This is a genomic window from Acidovorax sp. (assembly GCF_046314175.1).
GTDB lineage: Bacteria > Pseudomonadota > Gammaproteobacteria > Burkholderiales > Burkholderiaceae_C > Acidovorax.
Genome location: NZ_JBKBXG010000011.1, coordinates 39,113 through 53,502, shown reverse-complemented (window position 1 = coordinate 53,502; position 14,390 = coordinate 39,113). Strand labels below are relative to the sequence as shown.

The window sequence follows — 14,390 nt, the reverse complement described above, 5'->3', positions numbered from 1 at the left end:
TCCACCCGATGTTCACTGCGCCACGAACCCGCTGGTCTTGATGATCTTGGCCCAGGCGTCGGTGTAAGCCTGCTGGCGCGCGGCCAGTTGCTGGGGCGACATGTGGCCCACGGTGAGCCCCATGGCCGTGAGGTGATCGCGCACATCGGGCATGGCAACAACCTTGGCCATGGCATTGGAGAAGTCGGTAATGAACTTTTGCGGTGTGCCAGTGGGCGCGTAGATGCCGTAATACGGCAGGTCTTCAAAACCCTTGAGGCCCATTTCGTCAAAGGTGGGCACATCGGGCATGGCCGCTTGGCGCTTGGTGCCCAGCACGCCCACCACCCGCACCTTGCCTGCCTTGTGGTTCTCGATGAAGTCCTGCACCGACGCAACCCCTGCACCGATCTGGTTGCCCAGCATGTCCGCCATCATGGGCGCGCTGCCCCGGTACGGTGCGGACACCAGGTCCAGCTGGTACTTTTGCCCAATCAGCTTGACCAGAAACTCTGGCGTGGACGCGGGCGCTGGAATGCCCACCGCCCCTCTGCCGCCACCCGCTGTCTTGACCCAGCCCACATAGTCGGTGAACGACTTGGCGGGCGTGCCACCCGACACCGCAAACGCATTCACAAACGTGGCAAACCCCACCACGGGCGCAAAGTCGCGCACGGGGTCATAGCCGGGGTTCTTCACCACCTGGGGCAGGATGGAAATGGTGTGGTCATGCGTGATGAACAGCGTGGTGCCGTCGGGCGCTGCAGCCTTGAGCGCCTGCGCCGCGATCTGCCCGCCCGCGCCGGGCCGGTTCTCTACCACCACGGGCACGCCCAGTTCGTCCTTGAGCTTTTCGGACAAGGTCCGCGCAATGGCGTCCGACCCTCCGCCCGGTGGGAAGCCCACCAGCAGGCGTATGGGCTTGCCCGACTGCGCCGACGCCAGCCCCACGGTCAGCGCGGCCCCCAGAAAGGCGCTGGTGCGCAAGAGACGGGAAAGCAGGCTGCGACGCGATGGGATCATGGCAAAGGCTCCAGATGGGATGTGCTCGAGTCGGCGCAAGAATCAGGCCAACCGCAGCCGGTGCCGAGCCAGCTGTGCGCGCACCTGGGCCGGAGCCGTACCTCCCAGCGTGTTGCGGGCGTTGAGCGAGCCACGCAGGCTCAGGCACTCGTACACATCCTTCTCGATGGCGGGGTGAAAGCCCTGCAGCACCGTCAAAGGCAGCTCCGACAGGTCGCACGCGTGCGAGGTGGCCGCCTTCACCGCATGGGCCACGGTTTCGTGCGCGTCGCGGAAGGGCAGGCCTTTTTTCACCAGGTAGTCCGCCAAGTCGGTGGCCGTGGCGTAGCCCTTGAGGGCGGCCTGCTCCATGGCCTGCGCGTTCACGGTGATGCCGCCTTCCTTTTGGCCCGTGGCGGGGTTCAGCTGGCCGCCCACCATCTCGGCAAAGATGCGCAGCGTGTCTTTCAGTGTGTCCACGGTGTCGAACAGCGGCTCCTTGTCTTCCTGGTTGTCCTTGTTGTAGGCCAGGGGCTGGCCCTTCATCAGGGTGATCAGGCCCATGAGGTGGCCGACCACGCGGCCGGTCTTGCCGCGCGCAAGTTCGGGTACGTCGGGGTTCTTCTTCTGCGGCATGATGGAGCTGCCCGTGGTGAAGCGGTCCGCAATCTTGATGAAGCCGAAGTTCTGGCTCATCCAGATGATGAGTTCTTCAGAGAGGCGGCTCACGTGCACCATGCACAGGCTGGCGGCGGCGGTGAACTCGATGGCGAAGTCGCGGTCGCTCACGGCGTCCAGGCTGTTCTGGCACACCATGGGAGCACCGCTCGCGTCCACCATGCCCAGCGTCTTGGCCACGCGCTCGCGGTCCAGCGGGTAGGTGGTGCCTGCCAAGGCCGCGCTGCCCAGCGGCAGCACGTTGGTGCGGCGGCGCACGTCGGCCATGCGCTCGGCATCGCGCTTGAACATCTCCACATAGGCCAGCATGTGGTGGCCAAAACTCACGGGCTGGGCCACTTGCAGGTGGGTGAAGCCGGGCAGGATCACCTCGACGTTCTGCTCGGCCACATCCACCAGCGACACCTGCAGTTCCTTGAGCAAATCACCGATCAGGTCGATCTCGCCGCGCAGCCACAAGCGCACGTCGGTGGCCACCTGGTCGTTGCGGCTGCGGCCGGTGTGCAGGCGCTTGCCGGCATCGCCCACCAGCTGGGTCAGGCGAGCCTCGATGTTGAGGTGCACGTCTTCCAGGTCCAGCTTCCATTCGAACGCGCCGGACTCGATCTCGGAGGTGATCTGCGCCATGCCGCGCTGGATGGAGGCGTGGTCATCGGCACCGATGATGCCCTGCGCTGCCAGCATCTCGGCGTGCGCCAGGCTGCCTGCAATGTCGGCCTGCCACAGGCGCTTGTCGAAGAACACGCTGGAGGTGTAGCGCTTGACCAGATCGCTCATGGGCTCGGAAAACAGCGCAGACCAGGCCTGGGACTTGGTGTCGAGCTGGTTGTGGGATGGCGCAGAGTCGGCGCTGGTGGCTTGGGCTTTGGACATAGGAGGGCAATAATCCGGTGGTTCAGACACCCGGACTGCCCGGATGCCGCAATGCAAAACACCCAAATTTTATCGACCCAGCCCCCGCTGCCGGATTCCGCCCTGAAAGAGGGCTCTGCGCGCAGCGTGCGGGCTGCCGCTGGCGGTGGGCCTGGGGGCCAGCCTCCCCGGGGCCGGGCGCTGGTATTTGATGCGTGCCAGGTGGGCGTGGTGCTGCGCGCCGTGCTGTTTGTGGAGCTGGTGCTGGGCGTGGGCGCGATGTACGGGTCTGCCACACCCGTTGAGTGGCTGGCCAGCCTGGCGCTGCTGACGGGGGGCGCACTGCCCGCCACGCTGGTGTGGCTGATCACCGCCTGCAGTCTCAAAACCCTGTTGCAGCGCCTGTCGATGGCGCAGCAATATGTGGCGGGCGTAGTGCTGGGCGCGCTGGCCGGCGCCTATGCCTGCGCCATGCTCGCACTGGTTGGCGCAGCCGCATCGCCGCCCTGGCTGGCCAGCGCGGCCACCGGCGCCCTGCTGGCCGCCCTGCTGGTGGCAGCCCTGGTACTGCGTGCGCGGGGGCGCACCCCGGCGGCCACCACGGCGCGCCTGACCGAGTTGCAGTCGCGCATTCGTCCGCACTTTTTGTTCAACACCCTCAACAGCGCCATCGCCCTGGTGCGTGAAGAGCCTGCCAAGGCCGAGTCGCTGCTGGAAGACCTGTCCGACCTGTTTCGCCACGCGCTCATCGAGCAAGGCGAATCGGTGACCTTGGCCGAAGAGATCACGCTGGCGCGCCGCTACCTGGCGATTGAGCAGGTGCGCTTTGGGTCGCGCCTGCAGGTGCAGTGGAACCTGGACCCGCGCACCGACAGCGCCCGCCTGCCCCCGCTGCTGCTGCAGCCGCTGGTCGAAAACGCCGTCAAGCACGGCGTGGAGCCCAGCGCGCGCGGCGGCAAGCTGCGGGTGCTGACCGAGCTGCGCGGCAGCCGCGTGGTGATACGCATCACCAACACCCTGCCGCCCAAGGACGCCAAAAACGGCAACGGCGACGAGCCATCCACCAAAGGCCACGGCATTGCACTGGCCAATGTGCGCGCACGGCTGGCGCTGCTGCACGATGTGCAGGGCGAGTTCACGGCGGGTGTGCTGGACGGCCTGTACCAGGTGCGCATCACCCTGCCCGCCGCCGACACCAAACCCCGCCGGTCCGCCCCCGGCAGAACCCGCGACCAGCGCAGCGGCAACTCCCGGCGCCGCAGCGACACCCCGCGCCGCGGGGTCGTGATGAACCCCGCCGCTTCCGCAGACACATCCCTACCCGACCATGAACATCCTCATCGTTGACGACGAAGCCCTGGCCCGTAGCCGCCTGCGCACCCTGCTGGCCGACTGCGCAGACACCCACCGCACCACGGTCGCCGAGGCCTCCAACGCTGCCGAGACCATGGCCCTGCTGGGCCCCACCGGCGGGCGCGCGTTTGACCTGGTGCTGCTCGACATCCACATGCCCGGGCAAGACGGGCTGGCCCTGGCGCACACGCTGCAGACCCTGCCACAGCCCCCTGCCGTGGTGTTCGTGACGGCGCATGCCGACCACGCAGTGAGTGCGTTTGAGCTGGATGCCGTGGACTACCTCACCAAGCCCGTGCGCCGCGAGCGCCTGCAGCAGGCGCTGGCCAAGGTGCAGCGCGGCACCCGCGCGCCCCTGCCGACCACCGCACCCAGCGCGCAAGACGGTGACGCCCTGCTGATCCAGGACCGGGGCCGCACCGAGCGCCTGCCGCTGGCCGAGGTGCTGTACTTCAAAGCCGAGCAAAAGTACGTGACCGTGCGCACCGCCACACGCAGCTACATCATGGACGGCGCGCTGAGCGACCTGGAAACCCGGTTTGCCCCGCGCTTCCTGCGCATCCACCGCAACGCCCTGGTGGCCCGCCGCGCCCTGCGCGCGCTGGAAAAGCACTACGACCCTGAAGAGGGCGAAGGCTGGGCCGTGCGGTTGCAGGGGTCGACCGAGCTGCTGATCGTGTCGCGCCGCCAACTCGCAGCAGTACGGGAAGAGTTGGCGCGCTGAACACCCGCGCAGACGCGGCGCGGCAGCCCAGCCGTTGTGCTGCCTGAGAGGCTGAGAGTCTTTTATCCATGCCCGCCTTGCACGCCAAAACGCCCCGGCTCGGCTAAAAAACTCTCAGCCTCTGACTCCGAAAATTTAAGCCTTTTTGGCCTCTAGCGCTTATCCATCAAGCGCTAGTAGCTATGAATTTTGAAGTACACCGACACCCGCCTGCTGCTGTTCGGAGGGTTTCACCCCAACACCACGTCCGGCGCCACCAACGCTCCTAGCGCAGCCACACCCACCGGCGGCGTAGGCAACCAGGGCAATACATAGGTGCGCTGCGCCAAGCCGTTGGCAATGCGCGCTGCCTGCTGGCGCTCGCCCACCAGGCGGGCCTGCAGCAGCGGGTCGCTGGTGCCGGTGGCGGCCACACTTTTGTTGATGACCCAGGCCCAGGGCTCGATGTGTGCGCGGCGCAGGTCGTCCTGCAGGGCAGCGGCCTGGCTGACGGGCGTGACTTCGGGCAGCGTGACGATGACCACGTGGGTCATGTCAGCGTCCTGCAGGCGCATGAGCGGCGTGATGATGTGTTTGGCGTTGGCGCTGCCGTCGTACTGCTGCGTCATCTGCCGGTGGTAGGCGCCGGTCGCGTCCATCAGCAGCAGGCTGTGGCCGGTGGGCGCCGTGTCCAGCACCACAAAGGCGCTGCGGGCCTCGTTCACCACGCGGCTGAAGGCGTGGAACACAGCCACCTCTTCGGTGCAGGGCGACTGCAGGTCTTCCAGCAACAGCGCGCGGCCCGCGTCGTCCAGCGCCTTGCCGCGCGTGGTCATGATCTTGTCGATGTAGGCCGATGTTTCGGCCCGTGGGTCGATGCGCCCTACCTTCAGCCCCGGCAAGCTGCCGTCAAGCTGGCCTTGCACATGGGCGGCCGGGTCGGTGGTGGTGAGGTGCACTGCGTGCCCGCGCTGCACCAGGCCCACGGCCAGCGCGGCGGCGATGGTGGTCTTGCCCACGCCGCCCTTGCCCATCACCATGATCAGCCCGTGGCCCTTGGCCGCCAGCGCATCCACCATGGCGGCCAGAGGCGCTGCCTGCAGAGGGTGGTCTGGAAGGGCAGAAGATGGAGACGATGCGGCTGAAGTGGACGCAACGCCGCCGCCCAGCAAGCCCCTGAGCGCGGGCAAACCCACCGTGTCAAAAGCGCGCAGGGGCACTTCATCGCGGGGCAATGCAGCCAAGGTGTCGGGTATGGAGGCCAAGGCCTCGCGGCCCAGCGCTTCGATGGCATCGGCCACCGCGTCCCTGCCCGGCTGGCTGGCGTGGAACACGCCGTTGATAACCAGCCGCTGGTTGGCCAGGCCCAGCGCACGCAGCTCTTGCGCGGTGCGCGCGGCCTCCTGCATAGGGCGCGGGTCAGGTCGGGTGACGAGCACCACAGTGGTCAGGGCCGGATCGCTCAGGGCGGCCAGTGCGGCGTTGAAGCGCTCTTCCTGCATCTTCAGACCCGAATGCGGGCCCAGGCATGACGCCCCCCGATCATTGCCCGCCAAGAACCCGGTCCACGCCTTGGGCAGGCTCAGCAACCGCAGCGTGTGGCCGGTGGGCGCGGTATCGAACACGACATGGTCAAACCCCTGGCCGCTTACGCTGCCCTCGTTGGCCAGCAATGCTGCAAATTCATCAAACGCCGCGATCTCAGTAGTGCAGGCGCCCGACAGCTGTTCGCGCACGGTGGAGCGCTCGTCGGCGGTGGCGGTGGATTCGAGCTGCGCCAGCACGCGCTGGCGGTAGGCCTCGGCCGCTGTGTCGGGGTCGATGTTGAGCATGTGCAGCCCCGGCACCCCGGGCACTGCGACCGCCTGGTTGGACAGCGGCACGCCCAGCATTTCGTCCAGGTTGGAGGCCGCGTCGGTGCTGACCAGCAGCACCTTGCGCCCGGCGTCGGCCAGTGCAATGGCCGCCGCCGTGGACAGCGATGTTTTGCCCACGCCGCCCTTGCCTGTGAAGAAGAGGAATCGGCTGGGCTGCGCCAGCAGGCCCAGGGTGACAGTGGCAGCGTGAAGAGAGGTCATGCCACCAGAGTGACAGATCCATCCTGGCGGGCCTTGAGCCAGGTCAAGGCCGCGTCCCTCAACCATCGTCCCTCAACAGGCCAAGGGCCTCAATGCGCGTGCGCGACGCCGCTGACCAACGTCACCACCACCATACCCGCCACCAGCCACGCGATCTGTACCACGGTTTCGCGGGCCGTCAGGCGTTTTTGCAGCTGCGGGATCAGGTCGGCCAGCGCCACGTAGATGAAGCTGCTGGACGCCACGGCCAGAAAGTACGGCAGAAAGTCCTCCAGCTGCCCCACCAGAAAGTAGCCCAGCAGCCCGCCCAGCGCCGTCACCGCGCCGGCCAGCGACACCTTGACCAGTGCCATGCGCCGGTTGGGGCTGCTCTGGCGCAGCACCACCAAGTCGCCCATGTGGTGGGGCACCTCGTGCGCCAGTACCGACACGGCGGCAATCACCCCCAGGCGGAAGTCGGCCATGAAGGCCGATGCAATCAGGATGCCGTCGCCAAAACAATGCACGCTGTCGCCGGTCAGCACAGCCCAGCCACCCGCGCGCGGGCCGTGCTGATGGTGGTGCGCGTGGCCATGATCATGGCCGTGGTCATGGCCTTCGTCCGCATGCGCGTGGTCGTGTCCGTGCTCCGGCTTGGCAGGCTCAGCGTGGCTGTGCTCATGACCGTGGTGCCACAGCTCGGCCTTGTCCAGCAGAAAGAAGAACACCACGCCGACCAGCAGCGTCGCAAAGAGGTCGTGTGCGCTGGCCTGGCTTTCAAACGCCTCGGGCAACAGATGCATGAAGGCCGTGGCCAGCAAGGCGCCCGCCGCCAGGCTCAGCAGATGCTGGGGGCCCACGCTGCCGGACCGCCCGCCCAGGCCCATGCGCATCAGCAGTGCGGCCAGCCACACGCTGCCAATACCCGCGGCCAAAGTGGCCAGAATGATTGCTACCAAAGTCATAGCTTCTTGCGCTTTATAGATAAGCCCTGTAGGCCATTTTTATTCATATTTCCATCCCCCTCGCCACGCCCGCCACAGAACCAAAAAAAGCCGCCCCACAGTGCGGGGCGGCTGCGGGCGGCGCACTCACCGCCAGGCCGGTATCGCAGTCGGTCAGACCACGCCGTTTTTTTTGAACCAGTCCAGGGCCCGCTTCCAGCCGTCTTCGGCTGCTTCCTTGCGGAAGCTCGCGCGGTAGTCGGCATGGAAGGCATGGGGCGCGTCGGGGTACACCACAAACTCCGAAGCCTTGGCCTGTGGCGAACCACTGGCCAGGGCAGCTTTCATCTTATCAACCGTGTCAAGAGGGATGCCGGTGTCTTTTTCGCCATACAGGCCCAGCACGGGCGCCTTGAGGATGGGTGCGATGTCCACCGGGTGCTTGGGCGTGAGTGCACTGGCCTGGCCCACCAGGCGACCGTACCAGGCGACACCCGCCTTGACGGGACCATGCGCGGCATACAGCCAGGTGATGCGGCCACCCCAGCAAAACCCGGTGATGCCCACGCGTGCTGCGTCGCCGCCATTGGCAGCGGCCCACGCCACAGCGGCATCCAGGTCGGCCATTACCTGCGCATCGGGCACTTTAGAGACCAGTTCGGCCTGCAGCTTGGCGATTTCGGTGTAGCTGGCCGGGTCGCCCTGGCGCGCATACAACTGGGGGGCAATGGCCAGGTAGCCCGCCTTGGCAAAACGGCGGCAGGTGTCGGCAATGTATTCGTGCACGCCAAAAATTTCCTGGATCACCAGCACCACGGGCAGGCCCGTCTTGCCCGCAGGCGCCGCGCGGTAGGCGGGCACCTTAAAGCCGTTGACCGTAAAGCTCACCTCGCCCACCGTCAGGCCGTCGGCCGGTGTGGCAATGGCGGTCTGGGCCATCACCGGCGCAGCAGCTGCGGCATACCCCAGGCCCAGCGCGGCCTGCAGTGCAGTGCGGCGGGTGGCGCCCGCTTCGGTGGTGCGGCCGGGCACCAACGCCACGGTGTCGGAATGAAGGTCGTCATTGAGCATCGGGTTTCTCCAGTAGAAAAAAAGGGGGGGAACGACAGACAGGCGGGAACGGACCCGCAGTCTAGGGCGTTTGCGCCTTCCCGGCATTTCCGGATATGAGAAATCAGATACCACTGCTAGACTTTCTGACAACCTGTTCAAGGAACGAGCGCTCCTTGCGACGTTTTGCACCACAGCGGTGCCAATGAGGAGCCCCTCCCTCTGCAATCAAGAAAGTCCGGCGACCGCCACTTGGGGATGCCCCGCACAATGAACCCCGCCCCACACCGCGAACACCCTCTGGCGCTGCCCGTGGTGGCGCTGTGCGGTGCGGGCGGTCTGGGGCTGCTGGTGTGGGCCCTGGCCAGCCAGGCGCTTCCCCTTGTAGTCCGCACGGCCCTGGCAGCAGCGGGGCTTGGTCTGGTGGTGATGGGCCTTTTGTGGCGGCGGCTGTCGCAGAACGCCGCTGCACTTCGCGCCGCAGCCAGCACGGCGCAGCAGGATGCCCAGCGGGCGAGTACACAGCTCAGTGCGACCCTCAACATCCTGCCGGACGGGCTGGCCATCTACGACGCTGAAGATCGCCTCGTGCTGTGCAATGCCCAATACCGCGAGGTGGTTTCGGGCACCACCATGCCGGTGGAGTACGGCACCCGGTTTGAAGACGTGCTGCGCCGTGCTGCGGAATCGGGCGAAATCACCGCGGCATTGCAGGACACCGAAGCCTGGCTGGCAGGCCGCATGGCGCGCCACCGCTCCCCGGCCGGGCCTGAAGTGCAAGAACTGCGCGGCGACCGCTGGATGCACATCACCGAGCGCAACCTGGACGGTGGCGGCGTGGTGGTGCTGCGATCCGACATCACCGACACCGTGCACAAGGAGCGCGCGCTGAAACAGGCGCTGGACGACGCCGAGCGCGCCGAACGCCGCCTGCGCGAAGCGGTGGATGCCATGCCTGCGGGCCTCGACATTTATGACGAGCATGACCGGCTGGTGCTTTGCAACAGTTTCATGGCCAATTTGCGACCACATCTGCCCGTGCAGACGTCACTCGGCAAAACGTACGAAGAACTGCTGCGCGAGGGCCTGAAACACGGCATTCCCGAAGAAGCGCGCGGACAGGAAGAGCTGTGGCTGGCGCACGAGATGGCGCTGCGCGGCCACCGGCCCGGCCCCGAGGTACGTCACTACCCCAACGGCGCATGGATGCACATGCACGAGAAACGCACCCCGTCTGGCATGACTGTGGTGGTGCGGCTGGACATCAGCGACCTGATCGAGCAGCGCCAGAAGGTTGAGGAAGCCCGCCAGGAAAGCCAGCGCATCCGCCAGTTGCTGGAGCGCGCCGTAGAGGCCCTGCCCGTCAGCATCGAGATCTTTGACGAGCAGGACCGGCTGGTTCTGTACAACCAGCAGCTCACGCGCATGTACCCACACATGGACTACACGGAGCACCTGGGCAAGCACTTTGCCGACATCCTGCGCCATTCGGTGCAGCGGGGGCTGGTGCCTTCGGCCCACGGCCGCGAAGAGGCATGGATTGCCGAGCGCCTGTCTGAGCACGGCAGCCGCACATCCAACCTGGTGCAGCGGCTGGCCGACGGGCGCTGGATCAACATCTACGAAACCCGCACCCCCGAGAACTATGTGGTAGCGGTGCGCCTCGATATCACCGACCTGATCGAGCAACGCCAGGCGCTGGAGGCCGCCCAGGACGCTGCCCAGCAAGCGCGCCAGTTGCTGCAAGATGCGGTGGAGTCGTTGCCTGAAGGCTTTGCGCTGTTCGACGCCGACGACAAGCTGGTGGTGTGCAACGCGCAGTACCGGCGCCTGTACCCCATCTCGGCACCGATGATCGTGCCCGGAAGCACGTTCGAGCAGATCGCGCGCTATGGCGTGGAACGCGGGCAGTACCTGGACGCTATAGGCAACGAAGAGCGGTGGCTGGTGCAGCGCGTGGCAGCCCACCATGCGGCCCAACACTCGGTGCTGCAACGCCTGCCCGAAGGCCGGTGGGTGCAGGCCGACGAGCGCCGAACCCCCCAGGGCGGCATTGCAGGTGTGCGGACCGATGTCACCCAGCTGGTGCGCAAAGAGCAGGAACTGGCCGCGGCCAACGCGCAGCTGGCGCTGCTGTCCAGCACCGACGGGGTAACCGGCATTGGCAACCGCCGCCGCTTTGACCAACGCCTCGCCACCGAATGGGCACGCTGTGGCCGCAACCAGATGCCGCTGGCGGTGGTCCTCATCGACATCGACCATTTCAAGCTCTACAACGACCACTACGGACACCTGGCGGGGGACGAATGCCTGCGTAAAGTGGCCCAGTTGCTGCAAGCCATGACCCGGCGAGCCGACGAGGTGGCCGCCCGCTACGGCGGCGAAGAGTTTGTGCTGCTGCTGCCAGACGTGGCTCTGGCAGATGCCACCGTAGTGGCGCAGCGCTGCATGGACAGCCTGCGCGACGCAGCCCTGGACCACTCCAGTTCACCCACGGCCCCCGTGATCACGCTCAGCATGGGTATTGCGAGCCTGGTGCCCCGCCCAGACGCCAGGTCTGACACACTCGTGCAGGCCGCCGACGCAGCCCTGTACCGCGCCAAGAACGGCGGTCGCAACCGCATCGAGGTGTTCGACCCCGCGGGCTAGAAAAAGAAAAAGACGAACACGACCATGAACACGAAGGCACAGGATCTGCGTCTGGCCCCGCCAAAACACGCCAACCGTTTCACGAGGCATTGCGCATGAACATTCTGTTGACCGGATCCACCGGCTTTGTAGGCCACACCGTGGCTGCTGCGCTCACCCGCGCAGGCCACACCGTGCGGGGCGGGGTGTCTCCCCGCCAGCGCACCGTGCTGCCAACACAGGTCCCCATGGACTTTGCCCACGACACCACCCCCGAAGTGTGGCTGCCCCGCCTCGTTGGAATCGATGCCGTGGTCAACGCCGTGGGCGTGCTGCGCGACAGCAGCAAGCGCCCCATCGACGCAGTGCACCAGCACACGCCCACTGCCCTGTTCACCGCATGCGCGCAGGCCGGCGTAAAGCGCGTGGTGCACATCTCGGCACTGGGCATCGAGGGCAGCAGCACGCGCTACGCCAGCACCAAACGCGCGGCCGATGCGCACCTGCTGGGGCTGGTGGCGCAAGGCACCCTGAATGCCGCCGTGCTGCGGCCCAGTGTGGTGTTTGGCAAGGGCGGCGACAGCAGCGCGCTGTTCATGAACCTGGCGCGCTTGCCTGTGGCACTGTTCCCGGGCCCCATGCTCACGGCGCGGGTGCAACCCGTGTCGGTGCACGACCTTGCCGCTGCCATCGTTGCCCTGATGGGACCGGCGCTACAGACCCAGGGAATCATCGAATGCACAGGCCCCGAGGCGCTGACCATGGGTGCCTTCATCGCCAGCCTGCGCCAGCAACTGGGCAGCCCACCCGCACACGTGCTGCGCCTGCCCGACCCGCTGACACAGTTGAGCGCCCGCCTGGGCGACGCCGTTCCGGGAGTGCCCTGGTGCACCGAAACCTTGAGCATGCTGGGCAGCGACAACGTGGGCAACCCGGCGGTGTTTGAGCAATTGCTGGGGCGCAACGGCGTGCACTACAGCCAGCTGGTGGCCAGCGCCTGGCGATAAGCAGACGAGCGCAAGGCGCGGCGCACGGCCCCGCTTGTTTGCACCAAAATTCAAATCAAAACGCCCCTCAGCGCTTATCCAGAAAGCGCCAACAGCTATCTATTCAGCAGCATTTAGAGCACGGCCGTCACTGTCAAATCCACCGTCTGGCACATCCGGCAAAGCGCTGACACCCCGGCAGCTACCGCTACAACGATATCGACGGCCGCGCAGCCATGGCCGCGCGCCAGCGCAGCAGGTGCGGGTGCTGCTCACCTGGCTTTTGCTTGACCACACGCGCAAAGTCCACCGCCACCACCGCCGTGATGTCGGCTACGCTGAAGCGGTCGGTGGCAATGAAGTCGCGGTCCGCCAGGCGCTCGTTGAGCAGCTGGAAGAACTGCCCCACACGCACCAGCCCGCGCTCGGCCAGGGCGGGGATTTGCGGGTAGTCCACCGCGCCGGGAAGCGCCCGGTTGGCCATGGCAGGCGCACTGTTGCGCAGCGCCTCGGCAATGGCCAAAAGGCCTTCGAACTCCATGCGCCAGTTCCAGCTGGCGATCTCAGCCTTGTCGGCAGGCGTTTCTCCCAGCAGTGCTGGTTGTGGGTACCGCGCCTCCACATAGGCCGTGATCGCCGCGTTGTCGGCCAGCAGCAAACCGTCTTCCGTGCGCAGCGCAGGCACCGTGCATTGCGGGTTGATGCGGCGGTAGGCATCGCCCAGTTGCTCGCCATTGCGCAGGTCCACCTGCACGGTGTCGTGGGCAATGCCCTTTTCAGCCAGCAGGATGCGTGCACGGCGCGGGCTGGGCGCCGTGGCGCAGTCGTACAACGTGATCATGGTGTGGCGCCTTGCAATGCGGTCAGGCTGCGGGCGAAGACGAAGCGGCCATAGCAGCAGCCTCAATCTTGTCCTGCGTCTTGGTGTCAAAGTCACTGGCGTCATGCCGCTCGCGCAACTGGCTGGCCAGGTCGCCCTGAACACGGTTCACCTTACGCCCGCGCTGCACCGCCGGGCGCTTGGCCACCTGCTCGGCCCAACGCACCACGTGCGTGTATTCGTGCACCTGCAAAAACTCGCCCGCGTTGTAGGCCTGGCCCTTTACCAGCAGGCCATACCAGGCCCAGATGGCGATGTCGGCCACCGTGTACTCGCTGCCAATTAGAAACTCGTTCTCGGCCAGGCGCTGGTTGAGCACGTCCAGTTGGCGTTTGACCTCCATCGCATACCGGTTGATGGGGTATTCGTACTTCTCGGGTGCGTACGCATAAAAATGCCCAAACCCGCCACCCAAAAACGGCGCACTGCCCATCTGCCAAAACAGCCAAGACAGGCACTCGGCCCGCGCTGCGCCACTGGTGGGCAAGAAGGCGCTACCGAACTTCTCGGCCAGGTACATCAGGATGGCGCCGGACTCGAACACACGCACCGGGTTGGCGGGGTCGGTGCGGTCCAGCAGGGCCGGGATCTTTGAATTGGGGTTCACCGCCACAAACCCGCTGCCAAACTGCTCGCCCTCGTTGATGCGGATCAGCCACGCGTCGTACTCCGCCCCGCTGTGGCCCTGCGCCAGCAGCTCTTCCAGCATCACCGTCACTTTGACTCCATTGGGCGTGCCCAGCGAATACAGCTGCAGCGGGTGGCGGCCTACGGGCAGTTCCTTGTCGTGCGTGGCACCGGCAACAGGTCGGTTGATGCTGGCGAACTGGCCGCCGTTTTCTTTGTTCCATTGCCAGATGGCGGGTGGCGTGTAGGGGGTGGTGTCGGACATGCAGAAGTCTCCAGGGCAAATCAAAAGGTGTTGGAGGCCGTGGCGGCCCGCTGTCGGATGAGTTTAGCGATGCAATGCCCGATCTGCAGAGCACGCACAAATGCCCGCGAAGATACCCACGCGCGCCACCCAGGGCACACACGCCATACACCCTGCACCAGCCACCGACGCAGCTGCTCCTAGGTCACAAGTTCAAAGCGGTGCAGAACTCAGCAGCGCATGCGCAAGACAGCGCGCAGTTCGGATGTCCCACGCATTTTCCAAGCTCGCCGGCACGCTCTGGTCGCCCGCGCTGGGGCCCATGTCGAGCTGTCGCCGCACTGACGGTTAGAGCGAAACACGCCGGACGACGCTGCCGCGAAGGAGCGACAAGATGCAGGCCCACC

Annotated in this window: 11 protein-coding genes; 4 read left to right on the top strand and 7 right to left on the bottom strand. The window is 66.2% G+C overall.

The genetic code is table 11. The annotated features are described in order from the left end of the window. Positions 1 to 12: 12 nt before the first annotated feature. Both ACK4OE_RS04855 and argH read right to left on the bottom strand, forming a co-directional pair. On the bottom strand, positions 13 to 1,002 hold the full coding sequence (locus ACK4OE_RS04855; RefSeq protein WP_409883419.1) for a Bug family tripartite tricarboxylate transporter substrate binding protein: 990 nt from the start codon (positions 1,000 to 1,002) through the stop codon (positions 13 to 15). 42 nt (positions 1,003 to 1,044) lie between these two features. After that, positions 1,045 to 2,532 carry an argininosuccinate lyase gene (argH, locus tag ACK4OE_RS04850; RefSeq protein WP_409883416.1) on the bottom strand — a complete coding sequence of 496 codons (1,488 nt, stop codon included), beginning with the start codon at positions 2,530 to 2,532 and terminating at the stop codon, positions 1,045 to 1,047. Between the two features lie 51 nt (positions 2,533 to 2,583). On the opposite strand from argH, the gene ACK4OE_RS04845 reads away from it, so the two are divergent. Both ACK4OE_RS04845 and ACK4OE_RS04840 read left to right on the top strand, forming a co-directional pair. Continuing rightward, on the top strand, positions 2,584 to 3,858 hold the full coding sequence (locus ACK4OE_RS04845) for a sensor histidine kinase (RefSeq protein WP_409883414.1): 1,275 nt from the start codon (positions 2,584 to 2,586) through the stop codon (positions 3,856 to 3,858). Then, a complete protein-coding gene (locus ACK4OE_RS04840) occupies positions 3,839 to 4,588 on the top strand; it encodes a LytR/AlgR family response regulator transcription factor (protein WP_409883412.1) in 750 nt (249 codons plus the stop codon). The genes ACK4OE_RS04845 and ACK4OE_RS04840 overlap by 20 nt, the downstream gene beginning before the upstream one ends. A gap of 230 nt (positions 4,589 to 4,818) precedes the next feature. Here the strand turns inward: ACK4OE_RS04840 and arsA are convergent, their stop codons facing one another. From arsA to ACK4OE_RS04825, 3 genes are all read right to left on the bottom strand, one after another. Further along, entirely contained in the window at positions 4,819 to 6,645 is a 1,827-nt protein-coding gene (gene arsA / locus ACK4OE_RS04835) for an arsenical pump-driving ATPase (protein WP_409883411.1), read from the bottom strand. An 89-nt stretch (positions 6,646 to 6,734) separates the two neighbouring features. Next, a complete protein-coding gene (locus ACK4OE_RS04830; protein WP_409883409.1) occupies positions 6,735 to 7,589 on the bottom strand; it encodes a ZIP family metal transporter in 855 nt (284 codons plus the stop codon). Positions 7,590 to 7,742: 153 nt separating this feature from the next. Continuing rightward, positions 7,743 to 8,639 carry a dienelactone hydrolase family protein gene (locus ACK4OE_RS04825; RefSeq protein WP_409883407.1) on the bottom strand — a complete coding sequence of 299 codons (897 nt, stop codon included), beginning with the start codon at positions 8,637 to 8,639 and terminating at the stop codon, positions 7,743 to 7,745. A 249-nt stretch (positions 8,640 to 8,888) separates the two neighbouring features. Here ACK4OE_RS04825 and ACK4OE_RS04820 point away from each other — a divergent pair, with 249 nt between their 5' ends. Both ACK4OE_RS04820 and ACK4OE_RS04815 read left to right on the top strand, forming a co-directional pair. Next, complete coding sequence (locus tag ACK4OE_RS04820; RefSeq protein WP_409883406.1) at positions 8,889 to 11,267, top strand: PAS-domain containing protein; 2,379 nt, start codon at positions 8,889 to 8,891, stop codon at positions 11,265 to 11,267. A 95-nt stretch (positions 11,268 to 11,362) separates the two neighbouring features. After that, positions 11,363 to 12,253, top strand: coding sequence for an NAD-dependent epimerase/dehydratase family protein (locus tag ACK4OE_RS04815; protein WP_409883405.1), 891 nt, complete (start codon positions 11,363 to 11,365; stop codon positions 12,251 to 12,253). 187 nt (positions 12,254 to 12,440) lie between these two features. Here ACK4OE_RS04815 and ACK4OE_RS04810 read toward each other — a convergent pair whose 3' ends face one another. Beyond that, complete coding sequence (locus ACK4OE_RS04810; RefSeq protein WP_409883402.1) at positions 12,441 to 13,073, bottom strand: glutathione S-transferase family protein; 633 nt, start codon at positions 13,071 to 13,073, stop codon at positions 12,441 to 12,443. A gap of 22 nt (positions 13,074 to 13,095) precedes the next feature. Further along, on the bottom strand, positions 13,096 to 14,004 hold the full coding sequence (gene yghU / locus ACK4OE_RS04805; RefSeq protein WP_409883401.1) for a glutathione-dependent disulfide-bond oxidoreductase: 909 nt from the start codon (positions 14,002 to 14,004) through the stop codon (positions 13,096 to 13,098). Between the last annotated feature and the right edge of the window lie 386 nt (positions 14,005 to 14,390).

Bases quoted from the DNA above. Each gene is read 5' to 3' on its own strand.
- ACK4OE_RS04840 (WP_409883412.1), top strand. From the start codon at position 3,839: ATGAACATCCTCATCGTTGACGACGAAGCCCTGGCCCGTAGCCGCCTG.
- ACK4OE_RS04810 (WP_409883402.1), bottom strand. From the start codon at position 13,073: ATGATCACGTTGTACGACTGCGCCACGGCGCCCAGCCCGCGCCGTGCA.
- ACK4OE_RS04815 (WP_409883405.1), top strand. From the start codon at position 11,363: ATGAACATTCTGTTGACCGGATCCACCGGCTTTGTAGGCCACACCGTG.
- argH (WP_409883416.1), bottom strand. From the start codon at position 2,532: ATGTCCAAAGCCCAAGCCACCAGCGCCGACTCTGCGCCATCCCACAAC.
- ACK4OE_RS04845 (WP_409883414.1), top strand. From the start codon at position 2,584: ATGCAAAACACCCAAATTTTATCGACCCAGCCCCCGCTGCCGGATTCC.
- ACK4OE_RS04855 (WP_409883419.1), bottom strand. From the start codon at position 1,002: ATGATCCCATCGCGTCGCAGCCTGCTTTCCCGTCTCTTGCGCACCAGC.
- ACK4OE_RS04830 (WP_409883409.1), bottom strand. From the start codon at position 7,589: ATGACTTTGGTAGCAATCATTCTGGCCACTTTGGCCGCGGGTATTGGC.
- ACK4OE_RS04825 (WP_409883407.1), bottom strand. From the start codon at position 8,639: ATGCTCAATGACGACCTTCATTCCGACACCGTGGCGTTGGTGCCCGGC.
- arsA (WP_409883411.1), bottom strand. From the start codon at position 6,645: ATGACCTCTCTTCACGCTGCCACTGTCACCCTGGGCCTGCTGGCGCAG.
- yghU (WP_409883401.1), bottom strand. From the start codon at position 14,004: ATGTCCGACACCACCCCCTACACGCCACCCGCCATCTGGCAATGGAAC.
- ACK4OE_RS04820 (WP_409883406.1), top strand. From the start codon at position 8,889: ATGAACCCCGCCCCACACCGCGAACACCCTCTGGCGCTGCCCGTGGTG.